Raw genomic sequence first — 18,199 nt, 5'->3', positions numbered from 1 at the left:
CAGGTTCATTTAAACCAATATATTTATGTTATTTGAAGTATGTGAGCAGGAATTCCGGGTGATGGAAGCTGCACTTGGAAAGATTAACAGTTCTACCGAATTACCTGCTGAGCGGCTGAAAGAGGCCTTGACGGTAATTCGTAAATCCCTGCATTTTTTGTCTGATCATGTTTTAGCTCACCCGCTGGGTTCTGAAGAAGAACAAATCAAGTATGGTAAGGTGCTTTTGCCGAAATTCTATGCATTGTATATTTATCACCAGGAATGGTATGCGATTTTGTCCGCGCTGCCGGTAACGACGAATAAAAAGATTCGGGCTTTCTGGCTCGATGAACTACGGGTGGTCAGCCGTTTCCCCTCCCGTTATTCGCTCCATCATGCTTATTATAAGACGGCTGGTACATATCTGGATAAGTTGCTATTTGTTCCGGGTGCGGATACCAACAGTACGTTGGTGCCGGAGATTCCTGAGTATGATCTTATTCTCCCTACGTCTTGCAGTTACTTGTTCGCCAAGTTCAGGGCTTATGAGATGCTGAGCGCGTCGATTATGGAAGCGATGGGCAATACGCCGCCGATGGTTCATGCGCCCGCTGCGGCACGTAAACGGACAAGAGAAATGCGCTGGACGGGTGAAAGTATTAACCTAGTGGAGGTAGGCTTTGGTTTGTATGATACGAAGCAATTAAACGACGGCAATGCCAGCCTGGTCGAAATCTTTGAGTGGATGGAAGAGGTGTTGCATGTCCGTATTGGCAGGCCTGCCCGTCGGTTTGAGGAACTGGAAACCCGGAAAACGACCAGTCCGACCAGTTACCTGGATAAAATGCGGCATGAGATCAATATGCGTATTGACAGGAAGCTGAACTATGATCCTGATGCGTTTCAACTAAAACGCAGGGCCAACCGCGTTCCGCCGGCAAAGTAGGCGCGGCATTTTCTTTGATTACAAATCTGGTAGTTAGGGGTTTAAGAAAAAGTTTTGGGGACTTTCATAGGGAGTCCCCAATCAAAAATGCAGGTTCTCCCAACCTTTGATCCATCATCTCGGCACAATGTCGTGCGGGGTAAAACAAAATATTTATGTTACAAGCATTCACATGGCAACAGTTCCTGATTGCCGCATTGATTTTCAGCCTGGTCTGGCTGGTAGTCGTCCTACTGCTCTTTTATCGGAAAGAGGTGTTCGCTTTTTTGTCTGGGGCGAAGCCCGAAGTAGTGCCTTTGAAACATGCCTGGCAGGATGATTTTGAACAGGAACCTGATGATGACCTGATGGGTAAAGCCGCTGAGCAAGAGGGTATCAGCGTGTTGGGCCAACATGATTTTGGTTTTGCGCCAAGAGTTGAAGAGCCCGCTGAAGATGACACTTCGGTTGGAGGTGATGTTTTGCAAAGCGATTTGTTCGACCTGATGGAAGATGTTAAGCCTTTGTTCGATTCAGAACTGGACAAGGCCGGGTTGATCGAAGCTGTCAATGAAGAGGTTCGTCGATATCCGAGGCTAATGGACAGCACGCTTCTGGAAACATTTTACCTGATGGTAGCCGAGCAGGTACAGGAATCCGATACGCTTGATTTCGAGGTTACCGCGCGAGAATTGCAGGGCGCGCTTTAGCAGGATGTTTTTTAGCAAGTAAGCTTTGGTTTCAAATCCTTGACGAGAAAATGGGCCGCATGGTGCGGCCTGTAGGGAAACGAAACAAAATTTATTCTGCATGAAAAAAATCTTTAAGAACGCGGACAAAAAAGTCCTGGCAAAGTGGTGGCTGTTATCAATGACGCTCTGTGTTTACAATATGCTTTGCAGCATATCGGTGTACGCGGCGGACGGTGCAGCGGGAATTGATGAGGCGACAAATAAGGTCAAGGGGTATTTTGAATCAGGCTGTAACCTGATGTATGCCATCGGCGCAGTTGTCGGCCTGGTTGGGGCCGTCAAGGTCTTTAATAAATGGAATGCAGGTGAGCCTGATACCAACAAGGTAGCGGCGGCCTGGTTCGGCTCCTGTATCTTCTTAGTTGTGGTGGCAACGGTACTGAAATCGTTCTTTGGTATTTAATCATGACCGGCTTTGATTTTATCAAATGCCCGCTTCACCGCTATACTTTTTCGGTCAGGTCGATCCGGGAATGGGTTGAAAAGGAATGCGAAGGCAAGGTTTTAAACTTATTTGCGGGACGTACCAAACTGGCTTTGGATGAGGTCAGGAATGATCTGGACGATGAAGCAACAGCCGATTACCGTATGGATGCCCTTGCTTTTTTAAGAACATGGAAAGGTGAAAAGTTCGATACGATCTTATTAGATCCGCCTTATGCTTTTAGGAAAAGCATGGAACTGTACAAAGGGATTTTATGCAGCCCTTTCCGTCAATTGAAAGACGAGGCGGGTAAAGCGCTGAAACCGGGCGGCAAGGCGATCACGTTCGGCTACCATTCGGTGGTGATGGGCATTAACCGGCATTTTTTTTTAGAAAAGGTGGGTTTGTTTAGTCATGGCGGCGCGATCCATGATACCATTGCCAGCGTGGAAAGGTATCTGCCGGTAATAGGCAATTAAAAAATTAACAGGATCAGAACGGGCGGAATACGAAGCCTGCAACAAGAATGGCAATTCGTTCCGTCCGTTCCTGACCTTAAATAAAACAAATTATGAGTTCAGTATATCAAATAAATAAGGGCATCAATAAGCCAATCGAATTTAAGGGTTTGTATGGCCAGTATATTGGCTGGCTTGCGGGTGGCTTGGTTGTCCTGTTATTAACCTTTGTGGCATTATATCTTTTAGGCGCAGGTTTACTCATCACCGTACCGTTAGTATTTACATTGGGGGGTGGCTTGATTTTTACGGTGTTCCGGCTTTCTAAGCGTTTCGGTGTGCATGGGTTAGGTAAATTCTTTGCTAAACGCGGGCTGCCAACTTATGTTCGGTTCCGGTCAAGGCGTGTATTTACGACATTAAAAACGTCGGGAAAGGTGGCGGCATGATCGATATTGAAAAAATATTGCCCATCTGGAAAGTAGAGAGCGGCACGATGATCTCTATGCAGGGGGATAAAACCATTGCCTATGAACTGGATTTGCCGGAGTTCGGTACCCAATCGGCGCAGGACTTTGAAGCGGGGCACCAGGCATTTGTTAAAGCCATGCGCGGGTTTTTGCCAGGCACCATCTTTCATAAATTGGATTGGTTCACGAAGATGGGGGTTCAGGCCGACAGCAAAAGAGCAGCTGAAGGTATGTTAGGCGCTGCTTCGGAGAAGCATTTCGCGGGCAGGCCGTATTTAGACCACCGCTGTTATATCTTTTTGACCCTGCAACCATCGGGCAGAAAATTGTCGAGTTCGGCCTATTCCAATATCCTGCGCAAGTCCATCGCACCGGTCGAACTGAAAGACGAACGGCTGTTTCAAAATTTCATGGCGGCCTGCGGGCAGTTTGAAAGGATTTTGGCCGATAGCGGGCTATTTAGTTTAAGCAGGCTGGCTGATGATGAACTGGCGGGTACGGCTAATAAGGCAGGAATCATTGAGCAGTACTGCTTTTTGTTAAACCGTGGTCAGCAGCCGGTCATCAGGGATATCCATATCAAAGACGAAATCCGGGTGGGTGATAAGCATGTGGAATTATACACACTGGCCGATGCGGAAGACCTGCCTGCGCTTTGCGGCAGCAGGATCAACTTTGATAAGTATTCTACCGACCGGACAAAATATAGTATTGGCTTTGCATCACCATTGGGCCAGTTTTTAGACTGCGACCATATTTACAATCAGTTCGTGTTTATCGGCGATACGCAGCATACGATTAAGCAATTAGAGGCAAAAAAACTGCGTTTGCAGTCGCTATCTGCCTACTCCCGTGAAAACGCCATATCGCGTGATGCCTGTAATGATTTCTTGAATGAGGCTATTGGTCAACAGCGCTTACCTGTTAAGGCACACTTTAACGTGCTGGCCTGGTCGGATAATCCTATAGATCAAGCAGAACTGAAAAATAAGGTCGGCTCGGCAATGGCGCAAATGGATGCGGTTTGCAAGCAGGAAACCGACGGTGCGCCGCAGGTCTGGTACGCGGGTATGCCGGGTAACGAAGCAGACTTTCCTATGAATGACACTTTTGATACGTTCGCGGAACAGGCCACCTGCTTTTTTAACCTGGAGGGTATGAGTCGTTCTGACGGTTCAGGTTTGCGTTTAGGCGACCGGAGTTATGGCCGGCCGGTGCATATCGACCTGTTTAACGCGCCGATGAAGTCGGGTTTGATCACTAACCGGAACCTGTTTGTCTGCGGTTCTTCGGGTGCGGGTAAATCCCTGGCGATGAATCACCTGTTGCGCAGTCTATACGAAGAGGGGACGCATTGCGTGACCATTGATATTGGCGGCAGTTATAAGGGGCTTTGCGATCTGGTGGGCGGTTATTATTTTACTTACACAGAGGATAACCCGATCCAGTTTAACCCATTCTATATCGGTGCTGATGATGTGCTGGATGTGGAGAAAAAGGAAAGCCTGAAAACGCTGTTGCTGGCGCTTTGGAAAAAAGACAGTGATAATTACAGCCGTTCGGAATATGTAGCGATCTCCGGTGCCATTAATCTGTACTATGAGCATTTAGCCGCAAACCCTGATGTATTTCCGGGCTTTAATTCCTTTTACGATTTCCTGCTGTCCGAATACATGGAAGTATTGCAGAACGGCGATGTGAAAGAGAAGGACTTTGATTTAGGGAACTTTGTTTATGTCCTGAACCCTTATTACAAGGGCGGTGAATTTGACTACCTGCTGAATGCTACGGAGAACCTTGACCTGCTGAATGAGCGCTTTATCGTGTTTGAACTGGACAATATCAAGTCGCATGAGATTTTGTTTCCAGTAGTTACGATCATCATAATGGAAATGTTCATTTCCAAAATGCGGAAGCTGAAAGGCAAGCGCAAAATATTGGCGATAGATGAGGCCTGGGTGGCTATAGCCAAATCCGGCATGGCTCATTTTATCAAGTTTCTCTATAAAACGATCAGGAAGTTCAATGGTATTGCCGCGTTGATTACCCAGGAGGTGGAGGATTTAATCAGCTCACCGATCATCAAGGAAACCGTGATCAATTTGTCCGATACCAAGATCCTGCTGGATATGCGCAAGTTCATGAACAAGTTTGATAAGATACAGGAGGTGTTGGGTTTATCGGATAAAGCCAAAACAATGCTGTTATCGCTCAATAAGTCCAACGAGCCGGGCAAAAACTACCGGGAAATTTTCGTTGACCAGGGCGGCCAGTCCATGCATGTTTACCGTAACGAACTTTGCTTAGAAGAGTATTTGGCATACACGACTGAGGAAAAAGAGAAGATGAAGGTTACGGAATATGCAGCGCGGTTCGGCGATATCGCCGGGGGGATCGCCTCGCTCGCCGCTGAGATTAGGCTTGGCAAAAGTGTATTATAAATTTTATTAATCAATATCATATGAAAGAGCAATTCAAATCATCAGCATTTATCCTTTTGGCCGTAGCTGCCCTATCGTTCAATGCTTGTAAAAGTGGCCTGTCATCGGGTGACATCGCAGGAACTTATGTCAATGATGCACAAAGCGAAGCCAGCATCGCCCATGATACGCTTGTCGTAGAAAAAGCCGGGGATGATAATTACTTGCTGCACCGCAAGACTGGTTTCCGGTTGGTTGTAAACGGCAAGCCGGGTAAATACCTGTATGAAACCGAGGAGTGGACAGCGGTGGCTGACCCTAAAACAGGTGTATTGACCGAGAGCCGTAAGGGAAAAGTGATCAAATTTCCGGATAGCCACAGCATGACCGTTGGTAAACGGCTCTACCGGCGGTTGAATTAACCACATTATTCACCACGTAAGCGCCTGCACCTCTTATTCGCAGGCGTTTATATAATCCATTTATATGCAAAAAAAATTAAGAACCTATATGGTTGTATTGCCGCTTAGTGCCATGACGATCCTGGTCGCGCTGCCATCCGGGGCGAATGCGCAGATCGCGATAGCCGAGGTGATCAAGGCGGGGATCAAAAAGGTCATTAAGGCGATTGATCTGAAGATACAGCGTTTGCAGAACAATACGATCTGGTTGCAGAACGCGCAGAAGACTATTGAGAACCAGTTGTCCAAACTAAAGTTGACGGAAATATCGGACTGGACGGAAAAGCAAAGAAAGCTGTACGCTACCTATTATGATGAGCTGGTCAAGGTAAAGGCGATGCTTGCTACTTACCAGCGGATCAAGGACCTGGCCGAAACGCAGACGGCCATCGTAAAGGAGTATCACTGGGCTATGGCCTTGTTCAATAAGGACAAGCATTTTACGCCGGATGAGCTTACGCACATGGAGGGCGTTTACAAGGGCATTCTGGATGAAAGTATCAAGAACCTGGATCAGCTCTTTATCGTGGTGAACTCTTTTAAAACGCAGATGAGCGATGCCAAACGGCTGGAACTCGTTAATGAGGCGGCAGCCAAAATGGATGCCAATTACAGCGATCTGCGCGAGTTCAATAACCAGAATATCACGTTAAGCGTCCAGCGGTCGCGATCACAATTGGAAGTTAAACAAGTCAAACAAATGTATGAAATCAATTGAGGTAAAGGCTGAAAGGCGAAAGCTAAAAGGTTTATGGAAGCGTGGGATATGTCTTGTTACTTTCTTCCTGATTCTTGCCGCTACACAAGTTCAGGCGCAGACGTTCTCAGAGTGGTGGAGCCAGAAAAAAACGCAAAAAAAATATTTGATCCAGCAGATCGCCGCTTTACAGGTGTATATCGGTTTCCTGGAAAACGGATATAATATCGTTCATTCGGGATTAAACACGATCAGGGATATCACCAACGGGGAGTTTCATCTGCATGACCTGTACATCAGTTCGCTTAAACAGGTCAACCCGGTGATCCGCAATGATAAGCGGATCGATGAAATTGTGGCGATGCAGGAATATATCGATGAGGCGTTTGGTAAGGTTACGGGTAGTCCGGTTTTAAGTGCTGATCATCGGGGTTATATTAATTCCGTCAGGGATCAGGTATTTGCCGAATGTAATGCGGATATGGACGAACTGTTATTGGTCATTACTTCCGGCAAGGTCGAGATGAAAGATGACGAACGGATCGCCCGGCTTAATAAAGTTTACTTGTCTATGCAGGATAAGACCGCCTTTACGCAAAGTTTTTGTAACCAGGTCGCTTTATTGATCAGGCAGCGAAGCGATGAGTTGGAATCTTTAAAACAGTTAAGGAGGTATTATGAATATTAAGCTCAGCGCACGTAGCCTAAAGCGGAAAGCTTTACCGGGGCTGCTGATGTGTTTTGGCCTTTCGGCTTTTTGTGTGGAGCCTGCCAATGCGCAATCCGACGAGATACAGCAATTGCTGCTAAACGTCGAAAAGCTGGCGCAGTTCAAAAGTATCCTGTCGGATATGAAAAAGGGTTATACCATTTTAAGTACCGGTTACAATTCTGTGAAGAACATCGCCCAGGGTAATTTCTCGCTGCATGAGGCTTTTATCGATGGTCTATGGCTGGTCAGCCCGGAGGTGCGGAAGTATGGGCGGATCGCGGATATTATCCGCGCGGAGGCGGCGCTGATCTCGGAATACCGGTCGGCTTACCGCCGCTTTACTTCCGGCGGGAACTTTACGGTAGCTGAACTGGATTATCTAAGTAAGGTTTACGGACAGCTATTGAAAGAAAGCGGTGCAAATATGGACCAACTGGTGATGGTGATTACGGCTAACCAATTGCGCATGTCCGATGATGAACGTTTGCAGGCCATTGACCGCATCTATGCAGATACGGATGATAAACTGGTTTTCCTGCGCTCCTTTAACCGGCAGACGAGTGTACTTGATTATCAGCGACAGCGTGAAAAGATGGATGTGGGTGCGATGAAACAGTACTATAACCTTAAATAACTAAATACTTATGAAAAGATTTTTTAACTCCCCCTTTAGGGGGCTGGTGGGCTTACTGTTGCTTTTTTTATTGCCGTCCGTTTCTCATGCCGAGGGGATTGCTGATACCATTGGAGGTATGCAACCTGTTTTGGATAACGTTTATAACGAGATGATCCCGCTTTGCGGTAAGCTGATCGGCGTAGCGCAGGGGTTGGCAGGATTCGGGGCATTATGGTATATCGCTTCTCGGGTATGGCGGCAGATCGCCAACGCCGAGCCGATAGATTTTTATCCGTTGTTACGTCCTTTTTGCCTGGGTGGCGCTATTGTTATGTTTCAAATCTTGGTGATCCCGGTGCTGAATGGTGTGTTACAGCCGGTGGTTTCGGCTACGGCTGGAATGGTAAGCAGTTCGAATGATGCGGTGGCGGCGTTGCTGAAAAAGAAAGAGGAGGCGGTAAAGAACAGTGAGCAGTGGAAGATGTACGTGGGGGAAACCGGCAGCGGCGATTCGGATAAGTGGTATCGCTACACGCACCCGAAAGATCCGGACCGGGAAGATGAAGGTATGCTGGAGGGTTTGGGCAATGATATCAAGTTCTGGGCGGATAAGAACTATTATAATTTCCGAAACTCGATCAAGGAATGGTTATCCGAGGTATTGCAGGTGCTGTTTGCTGCCGCTGCGCTGTGTATCAATACGATCCGTACATTTTATCTCATTGTCCTGGCCATATTAGGGCCGCTGGTGTTCGGTTTCGCTGTCTATGATGGTTTCCAGCAAACTTTATCGGTCTGGCTGGCCAGGTATGTCAATGTGTTTATGTGGCTGCCGGTGGCCAATATCTTCAGCGCGATCCTGGGTAAGATCCAGGAGAATATGCTCAAGATCGATATTAGCCAGATCGGCCAGCAGGGCGATACGTTCTTTTCTGTTAACGATAGCGCTTACATGATCTTTATGGTTATTGGGATCGTGGGTTATTTCACGGTGCCGAACGTGGCGGGGTATATCGTTCATGCCGGTGGCGGTAATGCGTTATTGCAGAAAGTAACGGCTATTGTTTCGGGTACCACGTCGACCGCGGCACAGTACGGCCAGGCAGGCGGTGCAGCGTTAGGCTCGCGCATGGCCAGAGGCGGGATAAACGTTTTAACTGCGCCGGGTGATATCGCCGAAGGGTACCGGAATGCCGGGCAAGGCAATGACTACCAAAAGGACAAACTATCCGGCAAGTCGTAATCAACAGAATTTTTAATCATTAAATCATTCCCCCTTCAGGGGGTTAGGGGGCATTTATGTTCAAACAACTCAGAAATATCGATACGGCTTTTCAGCATATCAAACGGTTCAGCTTGTTTTTGATTACGGCCAATGTGCTGGTCCTGTGTTTTTGCATCTGGAAAAGCTACAGCCTGGTCGATGAAGCGCAGAATCGGGTGCATATCCTGTACAATGGCAAGGTGCTGGAAGCACTGGCTTCCGACCGGAAGTTAAACCTGCCGGTGGAACTCCGGGATCATATCAAGACCTTTCACCAGTACTTTTTTAACCTGTCGCCGGATGAAAAGGCGATACAGGCGGGTATTACCAAAGCTTTGTACCTGGCGGATGAAAGTGCGAAGCAGGCTTATGATAACCTGCGCGAACAGGGTTATTACAATAACCTGATCTCAGCTAATATATCGCAGGAAATTACAGTGGACAGTATTAAGGTTGATGTGAACAGCTCGCCTTATGGTTTTACCTGCTATGCCACTGAAAAACTGGTGCGTTCGACCAGTACGATTTTCCGGAAACTTGTGACTCAGGGCCAGGTCAGGGATATGAAAACGCAGACGGATAATAACCCACATGGCTTTCTGATCCAGCATTGGGAAACCCTGGTCAATACGGATGTTGACCCTAAAGCGCTCAAACCATGAGGCTGTTCCGGAAAAAAGAACGGCCCATGAGCGCCAGGCAGGAACAGGTCGCGGGTAAAATAGCAGGCGACATACTCCAGTATCAGCGCAGGGCAGCGGACTACCTAAACCGCAAAACGGTTCACTTATCGGGCAAAGCAAGGCTTTGCCTGCTGGTTTTATTTTGTGCGGCCTTCGGCAGTTATTGCCTGTTCGTGCTGATCCGGGCGTTCCACTAACCCAATTATTCACTATTAAACTACATGAAATTTATGACACAAAATCAAAGAGTGGACAAGCGAAAGATCTTGTTATTCCTCCCCTTGCTTTTATCGCCTTTTCTCGCGCTGGGCTTTTATGCGCTTGGGGGCGGTAAGGGCGTGACGGGTAACGGTGTGGCCGTTTCCAAAGGTATCAATACCGAACTGCCCGGAGCGCAGTTTAAGAAAGCGGAGCCGGCCGACAAAATGGATATTTATAACCAGGCTGACCGGGATTCGGTTAGAACGGGTGGTAACGAGATCGCTGATGTGGCTGGCCGGCTAGGTTTCAACCCTGCCGATGACCCGCAGACCAAACAGATCAACGAGAAGCTGGCGGCTATAAATAAGCAAATCGCCGCGCCTGCGGTTCCCGCGGCAACGAGTTATGCACCTGTTCAGGCTCCGGCTGCGCCCGATGTTTCCGTTTCCAAAGATGTGGCCAAACTGGAAGCGATGATGAAGAATATGCAGCAGCAGAACAGTGGTGAAGACCCGGAAATGAAGCAGCTGAACGGGATGATGGATAAGATCCTGCAGATCCAAAACCCGGAACTGGTCAGACAAAGTCTGAAAAGGGAGCATGTGGCGGCACCGGACAGCTTGTTTAAAGCGATACCTGCGGTGATCTCCCGTGACCAAAAGGTCACTGATGGGGCGGTGGTGGAATTGCGCTTGCTGGATACAGTTATCGTTAATGGGCAGGTGATCCCGAAAAACCACAAGCTATACGGCCTGGCATCGATCAGCAACCAACGCCTGAATCTGGAGATTAGAAATGTGGGCTTGGGTACTTCTATTATCCCGGTGAATTTTACGGTGTTCGACGCGAAGGATGCGATGATCGGCATTAATGCGCCGGAAGCAGAATTAGGGGGCGCGGTAGGTACGGGCAGCAGCAATGCTTTGCAAAGTATGCAGTTCCTTTCGATGGATCAGACATTGGGCGTACAGGCGGCTGGGGCGGGTATTGAAGCGGCCAAGGGTTTGCTATCGAAAAAGGTCAAGCGGATCAAGGTTAAGCTCAAAGCAGGTTACCCTTTGCTTTTGCGGGATAACACCAGGAAAAATCAACAGTAATTATTCATTTAAAAACCATGATCAATGAATCGTAACAATTTGGAGAATTTAAAGGGCGAGCTGAAAGCCCTGGGCTTTGATGACAAGATCATTAAAGATATGGAAGCCAATATGGAGAAGAACCTCCCTGGTTTCCAGCTAAAAACACAATTGCCCGCCGACAAGGGGCAGATCGATGTGACCCTGAATTTCAGGCAGTCCGGCCAGTCGGATTACTATTATTTTAATCGCTATGATCTGGCATATAGTAAAACCAAACCGCTGGAGAACGAGCAGAAATATATTGTGATTTCGCCGGGCGATAATAACAAGAACCTGATGAAGAAGTTCGACAGCCCGGTGGAGGCCATCGATTTTTTCAAATCGCAGAAAGGAAAGAGCGAACTGGCTATTGGTAAAGCAACGGGTAATGACCTGCCATTCAAAACGACTTTGGCCACGATGAACGAGGGTAAGGTGGATTATGTGGCAAAGGAGTTTCAAAAGGACTTTTACAGCCCGGCGCTGACCAATCACTTTTATGTGGAAAAAGGTGCGGGTTTCCCGGTTAATCAGGCGGCCAATCTTTTACAGGGCCGTTCTGTGTACCGCGAAGATTTGGTGAACCGCGCCGGGGAGCAATACAAGGCCTGGTCTACTTTCCTGTTTGATAAGCCAAAAGATAAATACGGCAATTACGAGGTAAAGCAGTTTAGCGAGGGTTATGGCTATGATGTCAAAAAAGCCGTAGAAGAATTCAAGATAAAACTGGATGCCGATCCGAAAAAACAGGAGCAGTTAATTACTGACCTGAAAAACGGTAACCGGCCGGTGGTTACGGTAGAGGGCAAAGACGGGAAGGATATAAAGCTGCGTATCGAGGCGGTTCCCCGATATGGCAATATTAACTTCTACCAGGTGCAAAACGGTGCGCCGGAAAAACGCGAGGACTTCCTGAAATTACCGAAACAGGAGAAAGAACGCTCCAAAGGTACCGGCAAAGAGAAGGGTCAGGCTGAAAGCCAGGGAATGACCGTGTAGCCCATTCCTAATTAATTAACCATTTTTTTATACATTCACTTTTTTTTAAATTTTAAAATCATTTATTATGTCAACATTTCAGAAATTAAAAGATTTAGTAGCCGCTACGGAAGCTGATGCTGTCGCATTTCACGAGAAAAACAACAAAGCAGCCGGAACCCGTCTCCGTAAAGCTTACCAGGAGATCAAAGTACTTGCCCAGTCCGGCCGTGCCGAGGTAACAGAAATCAAAAACAAAGAAGCTAAATAAAAAGCAATAGCTGCTTTTGGGGAGGAAGCCCTGTTCCGCTTGGTTCAGGGCTTCTTATTTTTACGCCTGATTTAAAACCAGTGCCATTCTTAGCATCGTGTGGTAATGGTCAAGTTCGTGGTGAAGGCCGAGCCTGGTGATCAGGTAATCGATCCGCATATCTGAAATATTGTCGCTAACCTGCTGATCGGGTTCTTTTAAAATTCCGCTTTCCTGGTAAAGCGGGGATAATAGCATTTGTTCCTGCAACCCATTGGCGACCAGAATCATATCTGTTTTCGGGTCCCATTCAGTAGCCAGTAACTTCAGTTCTTTAAAACTCAGGTACGGTAAAATATTGACCTGCATTTCCGGAAGGAATATCTCAGCCATCGTCTCCATCCGCTCTTCGTTGAAGAAGCCCTCGTCGTCGGCACCCGCGAGGATACATATAAAGCTGATAAAGCGCTCCTTCGTGGCGACCCATTTCGTCGGCCACCAGGAGGGGTTGAAGAAATCGTTTAACAAGTCCGGCTCCCAACCCTGCATCCGGGACATGATGATGGCCAGCGTTGCCATAAAATAAGATTGTACCTCTCTCTGGGTAGTGACCATTCTGGCCATCAATACCGGGGCCGTAAATAAAGAGCCTTTTGACCCAAAGGCCTCACAAATCGCCAGGATCTCCTTGGGGTTGTCGGTGCCCCGCAGTATGTGCAACAGGAACTTTTCCTTATCCCTGTTTTCATCCAGATCAGTATCCCAGCCCTCCAATGCCATTTCGGCAATAATCGAATCCTTGTTATACATAGTGTATTTTTCACCTTTCATCCGTCCTTAGCCGATCAACCGCAGTTCGGGTTCACCTATATCTACCAGCTTTTCAATTTCCACCCTTTGATCGCTGTACATAAATATGATCTTATTTTCATTGCCCGGGTCAAATTCATATTCCAGTTCTTTGGCGAGATCGTTGAAGGGCCCGGGCAGCAAGTACCATTTCAAAAAGAAATTCGGTGACACGAAAATAGCGTGCAATTGGTACGGATTGATCGGTTTATAATCCCCTTCGGCCTTGTCCAATTGGTTCCAGCTATCCAGGAATTCAACTAATTCTGCTTTTTTCATACTCTGTATATTTAATAGGTTCTTGTTTCGTGATCGTTTGACGGTGTATGGTCTCTTTGCTCATCATATAGGTCTTCCTAGAGCCTGTAAAGCATTCTGCCCATCGTAAAGCCCACAATGTACAATGATGCCGTTTTTTACAATTCTTGTTGGTTCAGACATTCGGTTATCTTCAGCACGAAGCGGTAATATTCGAGATTGCCTTTCAATTTTAAACGGGCTACCAGGTAATCACACTGTAAATCCATCAGGGTGCCCGTTAAGAAGCTGGTGTCGCTTTTGCTGATACCCGCTTCTTCTGCGTCTGCTAATAACTGCTCTTGGGCCATCTTATCCAGTACCACACGATAATCTTTTTCAAAATCCGAATCACTTTGACATATCTTAAAATCTGCAAACGTTGGATAGGGTGATAGGTCGATCTCCATTTCTTCGGCAAGTATTGCTCCGATCCGGTTGACCTCACTTTCATCATGGCCTATCTTGATATAGATGTCGGCAATGACTTGCACATAACTTAGAAAAGTATTTGTGCTTCCATTCCAGCGGGGTTTCCAATGCCCGGTTTTAAAATACTCAGCAGGCAGTATGCTTCCTCTTGTTTTGGCCCGTGCCTTGATCAGGTCGATGGCGATATCCGTGAGCACTTTTGTTTCATCATTACATGTGTTCCGTTGGCCCAATAATGCAGGTACCGCGAGCACGGTACCGGATGCACCAAGTGCGTCAAGGAGTAGGGTAAGATCTTCGTAGTTTTCGGCACCGCATAATTCCTGTAGTACCATATACTCTTTTTCTTCCTGTTCCCGCCCAAACAGGCCACCAGCCAGCATCTCACGGGTGATCTTTAAAACGTTTTCATTCATAGCATTAGGATAGAATATTACAAACTTAAGTAATTTGTTTAAGCCTATCCAGCGGTAAAAGGGTGGTAAATTGGTATATACCCTTTTCTATCATTAAGACAGCGGTTCCAGCCGCTTCATTCCGTTCCGTCACTCAGCAGCTTCACCGCGTTTAAAAGCGCTCGCAATTTGGGCGTCGCTACCGCATAGCCCAAACCGCAAGCACTTTTGGCCTTCCACTTATAAAGCATTTTAAAAGACTGACCAAGTTATTATTAGGCTGTTTGAGCAACAAATTTCTGATCCGCGTGGCTCCCAGTCAAGGCCAAGCCCTGCGGGTTTTGGAAAAAAAATCTCCACACCTCGCTACGCTCGGGTAGTATTTTTTTTCCAAAAGCCTTGCCTGGAATCCCCGCTAAATCAGGAGAGGTTGCTTAACAAAAAGCCAGAAATGGCTCCTGCCGAAATGTAGTAGGCGGGGCGAAACAAATTTAATTCATTAAAAAATGGAAACTAAAGTTAAAGACAACGGACAGACTAAAGTAGCAAACACCGTTAATGCAGACAAAAAACCTCAATTCGTAGCAGGTAACCCGGTAAATGTGGTATCAAAAACCGAACCGGCAAAAGACGAACCAAAGAAAGATGCGGAGAAACCGCCGGTACAAACACCGCAGCAACCTGAACCGCCGAAAGCCGAAGTATTAAAGACCGAGGTTAAGGCTGAACCTATAAAGGAAGAGCCTAAAAAATTCGTGCTGAATTTAGAGGGTACGTTGAAATTCATCGAGGAGATGCACCGTAAGGCTAAGCAACGCACTAAGCTACAGGACACCATTAAAAATTTAGATGATTTTGAGGTAGAGTTGCGGGATGAAGCAGATACCACCGACACCAATTATTACAATGGTTGCGTTTTGACGATTGAAGATGATAACCGCAGGAAGTTTGAAACAAAGAACCCAACCATCATTTGGACAGTAGCACAGTTGGTTAACAATATGTGCGTAGAAAAACTGGCTGAAATTGAAGCGGGTATCGTGATACCGCAATAGGTAGTCAATAAGAAACGCCCCCTTTCCCAAAACTTCAAAGGGGGCGTTATTAAAATCTTTTCAAATCTTAACTAAGCGCAAATGTATCAACTATTTATAGAGTTAACCAACCAAATATTTTGGGAGGGTTACGCCGAACAATTAGCAAAAGAAAACCCCGCAGGGTTTCAAATGGAACTGGCACAGTTTACAAACGATTATAATTTATAAGATTATGTACGACACCATTTATTTACTGGTCAAAGCGACCATACAAACAAGGCATAAAAATGTACACGAGGCTATTACCGAGATACAGCAAAAGGCCACCTGTACCATCAGCAACACCAAAAAGGTAAAAATACACGAACTGAAATTTATGGACTACAAACTAAAATCTTAAACATCATGGCACACGATATTAATTTCAACGAACTTACAGGAAAACACAGCTTTTTTTCAGTTAAGGGAAAGGCTTGGCATGGTTTAGGTCAGGTAATCAGCGATTACCCGACCAGTGCAGAGGCGATCAAACACGCGTGTTTAGATTACCACATAGAAAAACGGCCTTTATTTACTTATGATACAGAAAATCACAACGGCGACCCCGAAACGGATATTATTATACCCGAAATAGAAGTGCCGAATTTTTACGCTACCGTACGCACGGATACAGAGCAGGTTTTAGGAGTAGTAGGTAATGATTACCAAATCTTACAGAACTTAAACGCCTTTACTTTTTTTGACACAATTGTAGGTGGCAAGGACGGCATTTTATACGAAACAGCAGGGGCTTTATCCAACGGCTCTAAAATTTTTATCACGGCGAAACTGCCCGACTACATCCGTGTCGGGCGCAACGATTGTGTGGAAAAATATCTTTTCCTTTCCACCTCGCACGATGGTTTGGGCAGTATACAAATCGCATTTACGCCAATCAGGATCGTTTGCGCCAATACATTAAACGCTGCTTTACGTAACCATACCAACTGCATTAAAATACGGCACACTGCAAGCGCAAACGATAAGCTAAAGGAGGCACATAAGATGATGGGTATCGCTAATAGTTTAGCCGATGAACTGGAAGCGATCTATAACCGCTGGTCAAGGGTTCGGATAACCGACAGGGAAGTTAAAAGATTGATACAATTGGCGATGGCACCAAGTAAGGAGGTATTAGCCAATGTACAGCAGGGGGCGGACGATGAGCTGTCAAGTCATTTTAATAATATGGTAGATAACGTATTTCAATACGCCATGATCAGCCCGACCCAACAAGAGGACACCACCAAAGGAACAGTGTTTGGGGCTTTCAATGCCGTGACGGGTTACTTTCAAAATGTCCGCAATTTTAAGAACGATGAGGCGAAATTTAAATCTATCATGTACGGCACAGGATTACAAAGAAGCCAGTCGGCTTTTGACCTCTGCCATGAGTTTACACAACACGGCTCATCCACTTTATTATTTAATTAATCAGGCAGGGGGATTTTATCCCCCTGTTATTTGCTCATTTAATACCATCCTTATGAAATCTATTAATAAGTATAACAATATCCAAAAAGCAAAAACCTTGCACCAGTTTCCCCCCAATGACATAAAAGGCTTTATTGCTTTTGTCAATGCCCATGCCGAACAGACCATTGCGCAAAAAGACGAGTTAGCCAAAAATTAGGGTAGCCAGCCTTTCAATTTAGATTTTTGGGTACAGCTTGCTGAAGAAGTTGTCAGGAAAACAAAGTTCTATAACGGTAAACTGGTAACCAACAGCGAGCTATTTTCCGAGAAACTACTTGACGGTAATTTAGCCATCTATACCAATAACTGTTTTGACCTGTATGCCAAGCAAGTCGATTGCCCGGCAAAGTTTAAACTGGCTATCGCTTTGTTTGTCCTGCCTTAATTTATCATAGCCCCCCAAACGGGGCTTAATTCTTCTTGAAAATCGAAATTATGGTGCAATTTATCATCAAATATCAAGGCTTAATACTTTTAATATTGGGCTTATTTATCCGTTATCATATCGGACGGCGCAGGTTTAACCGCAGAAGTATTGCAGGGGTGCAAATCTTTAGCAGTTATCTAAAAGGAAATATAATCACTATCATAGAAAACATTTTTATCCTTGTGGGTGCTGCGCTGATATTAGCAAGGCTTATAAGCCTAATTCTAAATTTATAAATTAACTGTTTTAGCCTTAAAATACATCTGTAAACGCTCAAAATCCCGGGCGGCCCTTACGGGCATCAAAAGTCTTTTCAAATATTAGAGGATTGCCAATAAAGATTTGTAAAAATGTTCAATGCTACATGCATAATATATGTCCGATTATCCCATATTAGATAGCCTAACCGTTGACGAAGCCATGAAACAATTAATGGTACAAACCGGCGGCATCCAGATGGGACACACGGCCGATCCGGAAGAAGTAGCCTCTTTGGTTCACTTCCTGATATCACCATCAGCCGCTTATTTGACCGGTGCGATCTACGCGATAGACGGCGGCTCATTACCGACGGTTAGTTAAATGCAGCCCGGAACTCTAATGGTGACAGATTCGTTTTCTTTTTGAACAGAGTGCTGAAGGACTGCGCATGTTCAAACCCTAAAGCATAAGCGATCAGTCTTTCATGAATATGCTGCTGGGTATTTTGGCCGGTATGCATTCGCAGCAAATCGCTCAAATAATTTGGTGACAGATTCATTTGTTCAGCGATGAATTGCACGGTTCGCAAACTCCCGACTTCGCTATTAAAATAGTTGTTAAGTCAAGATATTATG

The 18,199-nt window shown here is 46.0% G+C and carries 25 protein-coding genes and 1 pseudogene; 22 read left to right on the top strand and 4 right to left on the bottom strand.

Features of this window, described 5'->3' with window-relative positions; translation table 11 throughout:
- Positions 1–25 precede the first annotated feature (25 nt).
- The 16 genes from IDJ77_RS22375 to IDJ77_RS22300 all read left to right on the top strand — a co-directional run bounded on the left by IDJ77_RS22375 (position 26) and on the right by IDJ77_RS22300 (position 12,432).
- Positions 26–928: an RteC domain-containing protein gene (locus tag IDJ77_RS22375; RefSeq protein WP_191191214.1), complete on the top strand. Its 903-nt coding sequence runs from the start codon at positions 26–28 to the stop codon at positions 926–928.
- 155 nt (positions 929–1,083) lie between these two features.
- Positions 1,084–1,617, top strand: a complete 534-nt coding sequence (locus IDJ77_RS22370; RefSeq protein ID WP_191191213.1) for a hypothetical protein — start codon at positions 1,084–1,086, stop codon at positions 1,615–1,617.
- A gap of 160 nt (positions 1,618–1,777) precedes the next feature.
- Positions 1,778–2,062, top strand: coding sequence for a DUF4134 domain-containing protein (locus IDJ77_RS22365; protein ID WP_224751205.1), 285 nt, complete (start codon positions 1,778–1,780; stop codon positions 2,060–2,062).
- Between the two features lie 2 nt (positions 2,063–2,064).
- Positions 2,065–2,562, top strand: coding sequence for a hypothetical protein (locus IDJ77_RS22360; RefSeq protein ID WP_191191211.1), 498 nt, complete (start codon positions 2,065–2,067; stop codon positions 2,560–2,562).
- 92 nt (positions 2,563–2,654) lie between these two features.
- A complete protein-coding gene (locus IDJ77_RS22355) occupies positions 2,655–2,990 on the top strand; it encodes a DUF4133 domain-containing protein (RefSeq protein ID WP_191191210.1) in 336 nt (111 codons plus the stop codon).
- The gene (locus IDJ77_RS22350; protein ID WP_191191209.1) at positions 2,987–5,452 is read left to right on the top strand and encodes a TraG family conjugative transposon ATPase; all 2,466 of its coding nucleotides are present in this window, start codon (positions 2,987–2,989) and stop codon (positions 5,450–5,452) included. The genes IDJ77_RS22355 and IDJ77_RS22350 overlap by 4 nt, the downstream gene beginning before the upstream one ends.
- 20 nt (positions 5,453–5,472) lie before the next feature.
- Positions 5,473–5,853, top strand: a complete 381-nt coding sequence (locus IDJ77_RS22345) for a hypothetical protein (protein ID WP_191191208.1) — start codon at positions 5,473–5,475, stop codon at positions 5,851–5,853.
- Positions 5,854–5,917: 64 nt separating this feature from the next.
- Positions 5,918–6,610 (top strand): conjugal transfer protein TraI, encoded by a 693-nt coding sequence (locus IDJ77_RS22340; protein WP_191191207.1) that lies wholly within the window; start codon positions 5,918–5,920, stop codon positions 6,608–6,610.
- The gene (locus tag IDJ77_RS22335; RefSeq protein ID WP_191191206.1) at positions 6,597–7,277 is read left to right on the top strand and encodes a hypothetical protein; all 681 of its coding nucleotides are present in this window, start codon (positions 6,597–6,599) and stop codon (positions 7,275–7,277) included. The genes IDJ77_RS22340 and IDJ77_RS22335 overlap by 14 nt, the downstream gene beginning before the upstream one ends.
- 46 nt (positions 7,278–7,323) lie before the next feature.
- Positions 7,324–7,935: a TerB family tellurite resistance protein gene (locus tag IDJ77_RS22330; protein ID WP_191191327.1), complete on the top strand. Its 612-nt coding sequence runs from the start codon at positions 7,324–7,326 to the stop codon at positions 7,933–7,935.
- Positions 7,936–7,945: 10 nt separating this feature from the next.
- Positions 7,946–9,160 carry a conjugative transposon protein TraJ gene (gene traJ, locus IDJ77_RS22325; RefSeq protein WP_191191205.1) on the top strand — a complete coding sequence of 405 codons (1,215 nt, stop codon included), beginning with the start codon at positions 7,946–7,948 and terminating at the stop codon, positions 9,158–9,160.
- A 56-nt stretch (positions 9,161–9,216) separates the two neighbouring features.
- Positions 9,217–9,843, top strand: coding sequence for a conjugative transposon protein TraK (gene traK, locus IDJ77_RS22320; RefSeq protein ID WP_191191204.1), 627 nt, complete (start codon positions 9,217–9,219; stop codon positions 9,841–9,843).
- Positions 9,840–10,061 (top strand): hypothetical protein, encoded by a 222-nt coding sequence (locus IDJ77_RS22315; protein ID WP_191191203.1) that lies wholly within the window; start codon positions 9,840–9,842, stop codon positions 10,059–10,061. Before traK ends, IDJ77_RS22315 begins: the two co-directional genes overlap by 4 nt.
- Positions 10,062–10,112: 51 nt before the next feature.
- Positions 10,113–11,162: a conjugative transposon protein TraM gene (traM, locus tag IDJ77_RS22310; RefSeq protein WP_317174366.1), complete on the top strand. Its 1,050-nt coding sequence runs from the start codon at positions 10,113–10,115 to the stop codon at positions 11,160–11,162.
- A gap of 24 nt (positions 11,163–11,186) precedes the next feature.
- Positions 11,187–12,182, top strand: a complete 996-nt coding sequence (locus IDJ77_RS22305; protein ID WP_191191202.1) for a hypothetical protein — start codon at positions 11,187–11,189, stop codon at positions 12,180–12,182.
- A 67-nt stretch (positions 12,183–12,249) separates the two neighbouring features.
- Positions 12,250–12,432: a histone H1 gene (locus IDJ77_RS22300; RefSeq protein WP_191191201.1), complete on the top strand. Its 183-nt coding sequence runs from the start codon at positions 12,250–12,252 to the stop codon at positions 12,430–12,432.
- 60 nt (positions 12,433–12,492) lie between these two features.
- Here the strand turns inward: IDJ77_RS22300 and IDJ77_RS22295 are convergent, their stop codons facing one another.
- From IDJ77_RS22295 to IDJ77_RS22285, 3 genes are all read right to left on the bottom strand, one after another.
- On the bottom strand, positions 12,493–13,221 hold the full coding sequence (locus IDJ77_RS22295; RefSeq protein WP_191191200.1) for a hypothetical protein: 729 nt from the start codon (positions 13,219–13,221) through the stop codon (positions 12,493–12,495).
- A 27-nt stretch (positions 13,222–13,248) separates the two neighbouring features.
- Positions 13,249–13,539: a hypothetical protein gene (locus IDJ77_RS22290; RefSeq protein ID WP_191191199.1), complete on the bottom strand. Its 291-nt coding sequence runs from the start codon at positions 13,537–13,539 to the stop codon at positions 13,249–13,251.
- Between the two features lie 137 nt (positions 13,540–13,676).
- Positions 13,677–14,405 (bottom strand): hypothetical protein, encoded by a 729-nt coding sequence (locus IDJ77_RS22285; protein ID WP_191191198.1) that lies wholly within the window; start codon positions 14,403–14,405, stop codon positions 13,677–13,679.
- Between the two features lie 485 nt (positions 14,406–14,890).
- Here IDJ77_RS22285 and IDJ77_RS22280 point away from each other — a divergent pair, with 485 nt between their 5' ends.
- The 6 genes from IDJ77_RS22280 to IDJ77_RS22260 all read left to right on the top strand — a co-directional run bounded on the left by IDJ77_RS22280 (position 14,891) and on the right by IDJ77_RS22260 (position 17,945).
- Positions 14,891–15,439, top strand: coding sequence for a hypothetical protein (locus IDJ77_RS22280; RefSeq protein WP_191191197.1), 549 nt, complete (start codon positions 14,891–14,893; stop codon positions 15,437–15,439).
- A gap of 81 nt (positions 15,440–15,520) precedes the next feature.
- Positions 15,521–15,649 carry a hypothetical protein gene (locus tag IDJ77_RS27885; protein ID WP_262892802.1) on the top strand — a complete coding sequence of 43 codons (129 nt, stop codon included), beginning with the start codon at positions 15,521–15,523 and terminating at the stop codon, positions 15,647–15,649.
- 4 nt (positions 15,650–15,653) lie between these two features.
- On the top strand, positions 15,654–15,821 hold the full coding sequence (locus tag IDJ77_RS22275) for a hypothetical protein (protein ID WP_191191196.1): 168 nt from the start codon (positions 15,654–15,656) through the stop codon (positions 15,819–15,821).
- A gap of 5 nt (positions 15,822–15,826) precedes the next feature.
- Entirely contained in the window at positions 15,827–16,894 is a 1,068-nt protein-coding gene (locus tag IDJ77_RS22270; RefSeq protein WP_191191195.1) for a DUF932 domain-containing protein, read from the top strand.
- A gap of 52 nt (positions 16,895–16,946) precedes the next feature.
- On the top strand, positions 16,947–17,093 hold the full coding sequence (locus IDJ77_RS22265) for a hypothetical protein (protein ID WP_191191194.1): 147 nt from the start codon (positions 16,947–16,949) through the stop codon (positions 17,091–17,093).
- 645 nt (positions 17,094–17,738) lie between these two features.
- Positions 17,739–17,945 (top strand): SDR family oxidoreductase, encoded by a 207-nt coding sequence (locus IDJ77_RS22260; protein WP_191191193.1) that lies wholly within the window; start codon positions 17,739–17,741, stop codon positions 17,943–17,945.
- On the opposite strand, the pseudogene IDJ77_RS22255 reads toward IDJ77_RS22260, so the two are convergent.
- Positions 17,938–18,186, bottom strand: a pseudogene (locus tag IDJ77_RS22255) (helix-turn-helix domain-containing protein); the annotation flags it as partial. The gene IDJ77_RS22260 and the pseudogene IDJ77_RS22255 sit on opposite strands and share 8 nt — an antisense overlap.
- Positions 18,187–18,199 lie beyond the last annotated feature (13 nt).

The sequence above is a fragment of the Mucilaginibacter pankratovii genome, from assembly GCF_014773265.1.
Taxonomy (GTDB): Bacteria; Bacteroidota; Bacteroidia; order Sphingobacteriales; family Sphingobacteriaceae; genus Mucilaginibacter; species Mucilaginibacter pankratovii.
Note: the sequence above shows the minus strand (reverse complement) of the source record. Positions and strands in the feature narration are given on the sequence as shown.